Raw genomic sequence first — 5,214 nt, forward strand, 5'->3', positions numbered from 1 at the left:
GGGCCCCGGGGACGGCCACCACGTACCCCACCAGCCGCCGGACGCCCGGCACGTCCTCGCGGGCCGCGACCACCGCCTCGGCGACCTCCGGGTGGGTGAGCAGCACCGCCTCGATCTCGCCGAGCTCGACCCGGTAGCCGCGGATCTTGACCTGGTGGTCGATCCGGCCGAGGAACTCCAGCTCGCCGTCGGGGCGGCGGCGCGCCAGGTCGCCCGTCCGGTAGAACCGGGCGCCCGGGGCGGACGCGTACGGGTCCGGCAGGAAGCGCTCCGCCGTCAGCGCCGCCCGGCCCAGGTAGCCGCGGGCCACGCCGGCGCCGCCGATGTACAGCTCGCCGGCCACCCCGACCGGCACCGGCTGGAGCGCGGCGTCCAGCACGTACATCCGGATGTTGGCGATCGGGTGGCCGATCGGCACCGGCACGGACGGGTCGAAGTCCTCCGGGACGACGTGGACCGAACAGCCCACCACCGTCTCGGTCGGACCGTACTCGTTGATGATCCGGGCGCCCGGGGCGGTCTTCCGCCAGGCCACCACCGTCTCCGGTTTCACCTCGTCGGCACCCACCACGAAGGTCCGCACCGAGTCGACCGTCCCCTCGGGGCCGATCAGCGAGCGCAGCACGTCCAGGTGCGCCGGGGTGATCTTCAGCAGGCTGTAGTCGGCCGTGCCGCCCAGCAGCGCGGCGAGCGACTCGGGGCTCTGCTCCGGCGGCAGCACCGTCACGCTGCGCCCGCCGATCAGCGGCAGGAAGAAGTTCGGCACGGACAGGTCGAAGGCGACCGAGCCGAGCATCACCGCCCCGTCGGCGCCGTCCAGACCGTAGCCGTCGACCGCCCAGAGCAGGTAGTTCACCAGCCCCTCGTGGGTGATCAGCACGCCCTTCGGCCGCCCGGTCGAGCCGGAGGTGTACAGGGTGTACACCAGGTTGGCCGGCGTCAGCTCCCGGCCGGGCGCGGTGGCCGGAGCGGAGGCGATCCGCTGCGCGTCGCCGTCCACGGACAGCACGGTGCCCGCGTACGCCGCGAACCGCTGCCGCAGCGAGTCCCGGGTGACCAGCACGCCCGCCGCGGTGTCGTCGAGGATGAAGCCGGAGCGGTCCGCGGGGTGGGCGGGGTCGATCGGCACGTAGGCGCCGCCGGCCTTCGCCACCGCCAGCAGGGCCGTGAGGATCTCGGTGCCCTCGCGCAGGCAGACGGCGACGAAGCGCTCCGGGCCGACGCCGAGCTCCACCAGGACGTGCGCCAGGCGGTTGACCCGCTCGTCGAGCTCCCGGAAGGAGAGCGTGGAGCCGTCGGTTTCCACCACCGCGACCGCGTCCGGGGTGCGGCGGACCTGCGCCTCGAAGAGGTCGGGCAGCGTGGTCGCCGGGTAGGCGGCGTCCGTCCGGTTGGGCGCCACCAGCACCAGCTCGCGCTCGCCCTCCGGCAGGTGCGCGGCCGTCGCGTCGCCCTCCGGGTCGGCGACCATCGCCTCCAGCACCGCGCGGTACATCGCGCCCAGGCGCTCCCGGTTCTCCGTGGAGACGTCCTGCGGACGGCTGATCAGCGCCAGCAGCCCGGGGTGCGAGGTCACCGACAGGCCGAACTCGTTCGGGCTGTCGTCGATGCTGGTCTCGACGTCGATGAGCTCGGTGTCGAGGACGTGGAAGTCGAGGTAGTTGAAGTACACGTCGGCGAGCCGCTGGCCGCCGGCGAACTCCCGCTGCATCTGGCCGAGCGGGAACCGGCGGTGCGGCCAGAGGCCGATCTCCGTCTCGAAGACCTGCCGGACCAGCTCCGTCCAGGTGCGCGCACCCCGCCGGAACGGGAACGGCACCGTGTTGATGTACAGGCCGTACACCCGGTCGGCGCCGGCCACCTCGGGCCGGGTGTCGCACACCAGGCCGCAGGAGAAGGCCTCCTCGCCGGTGAGCATGCTCATCACCTTCAGGTGCGCGGCGTGCATCACGCTCTTCAGCGGCACGTCGGCGCGGGCCGCCAGCGCCCGCAGCCCCTCCTGCAGGTCCGCGAAGCGGACGTAGGTCTGCTGGATCGAACCCGGCGGCTCGGTGGTCGAACCCCAGGCACCGGGCAGCGTGAACTTCGGGTGCGCGGCCACCGACGCCCGCCAGTGCTCGCGGGACGCCTCCGAGGCGAGCGCCGTGCGCTCCAGCGCCACGAAGTCCGCGAAGCGCACCTCCGGCAGCGGCTGCGGCTCGGGCGCCGAGCCCGCCGCCAGCTCCCGGTAGCGGTCCAGCACCTCCATGATCATCGAGCTGAAGCTCCAGCCCTCCAGGATCGGGTGGAACTCGGTGAAGGTCAGCCACCAGCCGCCCCGGTAGCTGCGGGTGAAGAACCGCAGCAGCGGCGGCCGGTCCAGCTCGAACGGCCGGTCGCGCTCCCGGGCCATCAGCGCCCGCAGCTCCGCCTCCTGCTCCTGCGGGGCGAGACCGGAGACGTCGACGCTGTCCACCGCGATCCGGGCGTCCGGGTGCACCAGCTGGATCGGCTCGGAGTAGCCGTCGAGGTCGATCGAGGTGCGCAGGATCTCGTGCCGGTCCACCACGTGGTCCACCGCCGCCTGGAACGCCGCGGCGGAGAAGGGCCTCGGGTCGCGGATCCGGAACGAGGTGACGTTGTGGTAGTTGCCCTCGCCGCCCGCCGCGTGCATCTCGAACAGCATGCCCAACTGGACGTGGCTGAGCGGGTACGCGTCGCGGACTCCCTCCGGCACGCGCCGGCGGTCCGCCTCGGAGAGCAGCTCGAACGGGGCCACCAGCGGGGCGTCCAGCCGCCCGCGGCTGCGCCCGCCGAGCGCGGCGGCGAGCCGGGCGACCGTGCGGTGCCGGAACACGTCCCGGACGGCGACGTCGAAGCCGGCCGCCCGCAGCGCGCCGACCAGGGCCACCGCGCGGATGGAGTCGCCGCCCAGCTCGAAGAAGCTGTCGTGCGCGCCCACCGCCTCCGTCTTGAGGACCGTCCGCAGGTGCTCCGCGAGTTCGGCCTCGACGCCCGGCCGCGGTGCGGTGAACTCCGTGGTCAGCCGGGACCGGCGGCCCGGCGCGGGCAGCGCACGGTGGTCGGTCTTGCCGTTGCTGGTGAGCGGGATCTCCGCCAGGTGGACGACGGCGGAGGGGACCATCCAGGCGGGCAGCCGCTCGGCCAGGAAGGCCGTCAGGTCGGCGCCGCGGTCGTCGGCCACCACGTAGGCGACCAGTTCGGTGCCGGACGGGCCGTCCGTCCGGCCGACGACCACCGAGGCCCGGACGGCCGGGTGCTCGTCGAGGACGTTCTGCACCTCGCCGGGCTCGACCCGGTATCCGCGGATCTTGACCTGGGTGTCGCACCGGCCGACGAACTCCATCTCCCCGCCGGGCAGCATCCGGGCGAGGTCGCCCGTCCGGTAGAGCCGCCCGCCCGGCACGGCCGAGAACGGGTCCGGGACGAACTTCCCGGCGGTCTGCCCGGGCCGGCCGCGGTAGCCGCGGGCCACCCCGGTGCCGCCCACGTACACCTCGCCGACCACGCCCGTCGCCACCGGCCGCAGGCCCCCGTCCAGCACGTAGGCGGTGGTGTTGGGGATCGGGGCGCCGAGCGGGACGAGCTCGGTGGTGATCGGGCCGGTCACCTCCTGGCAGGAGTTGCCGACGGTGATCTCGGTCGGGCCGTACTCGGAGGCCAGGCGCGCGCCGTCGACCCGCCAGCGGTCCACCAGGGCACTGGTGAAGCTGTCGCCGGCCGCGATCACCGTCGCCGCCACCGAACGGCGCTGCCCGGCGTCCAACTGGCCCGCCAGCACCTCCAGATGGCCGGGGGCCAGCTTGAGGAAGCTCAGCGGGCCGGCCGCCAGCAGCAGCCGGCCGAGGTCGGCGAGGTCGAAGTCCGCGGGGAGCAGGGTGACCGGGCGGCCGAGCATCAGCGCCGTCCACAGGTTCGGCACCACCAGGTCGAAGGCGACCGAGGAGAACAGCGCCGTGCCGCCCGGTGCCTGCGCGTACGCCTCGGCGCTCCACGACAGGTAGTTGGAGAGGCCGCGGTGGGTGGTCTCGACGCCCTTGGGGCGGCCGGTCGTCCCGGAGGTGTAGATGACGTAGGCCAGGTTGTCCGGGTCGACCACCACGCCCGGGTCGGTGGCCGGGAGGCCGTCCAGGCGCACGGCGTCCACCAGGACGGCCGTCCGGCCCTCGGCGGCCGGCAGCGCGCCGGCCCGCGCCGTACTGGTGAGGACCAGCGCCACCCCGGCGTCGGCGAGCACGTGCGCCGTCCGCTCCGCCGGGTGCGCGGGATCGACCGGCACGTACGCGGCACCGGACTTCAGCACCGCGAGCAGCGCGACCACCAGGTCCTGGCCGCGGTCGAGGTGGACGCCGACCGTGGTCTCCGGGCCCGCGCCGAGCGCGATCAGGTGCCGGGCCAGCCGGTTGGCCCGCCCGTCGAGCTCGCCGAAGGTCAGCCGGCTCCCGTCGGCGGCGACGACGGCGACCGCGGCCGGGTCCTGCGCCGCGACCAGCGTGTGCACCGCCGCCGGGCCGCGCTCCACCGCGTTGTCGTTGGGCACGGTGACGAACCGGCGCAGCTCGTCGGCGGTGAGGTACTCCAGGGCCGCGACCGGGGTCTTCGGCGCCTGCACCGCACTCGCCAGCAGCCGCAGGAAGTGCGCGGCGATCCTCTCCGCGGTGGCGGCGTCGAACAGCTCGGACGAGTACTCCAGCACGGCGTCCAGCGGGCCGGCCGGGGCGTCGACGACCTGCAGGTTGAGGTCGAACTTGGCGGTGGTCCAGGCGGTTTCGACCGCCTCCGCCCGCACCCCGGGCAGCTCGGGGCCGCTCGCGCCGGTGTTCTGGTAGCCGAACATGACCTGCACCAGCGGGGTGCGGGACAGGTCCCGCTCCGGGTCCAGCTCGTTCACCAGCCACTCGAAGGGCAGCTCCTGGTGGTCGAAGGCGTCGAGGACGGCGAGCCGGTTGTCCTGCAGCAGCTCCGCGAAGCCCTGCTGCCCGGACCACCGCGCCCGCATCACCACGGTGTTGACGAAGAAGCCGATCAGGTCCTGCAGTTCGGGCCGCTGCCGGTTGCCGACCGGCACGCCGACCGCGACGTCGCTGCGCCCGGTGTACCGGCCCAGCAGGGCCTGGAAGGCGGTCAGCAGCACGGCGAACGGGGTGGTGCCGTGCTCCAGGGCGAGCGCGCGGACGCCGTCGGCGGTGTCCGCGGGGACGGCGAACCGGCAGG

At 74.3% G+C, this 5,214-nt stretch carries 1 protein-coding gene; it reads right to left on the reverse strand.

The window, feature by feature from the left end; all coding sequences use genetic code 11:
- A partial coding sequence (locus ABZ641_RS25185) for an amino acid adenylation domain-containing protein (RefSeq protein WP_359985137.1) occupies window positions 1-5,214 on the reverse strand: 5,214 nt, incomplete at both ends.

Origin of the sequence: Kitasatospora sp. NPDC007106, from assembly GCF_040634455.1 — a bacterium.
Lineage (GTDB): Bacteria > Actinomycetota > Actinomycetes > Streptomycetales > Streptomycetaceae > Kitasatospora > Kitasatospora arboriphila.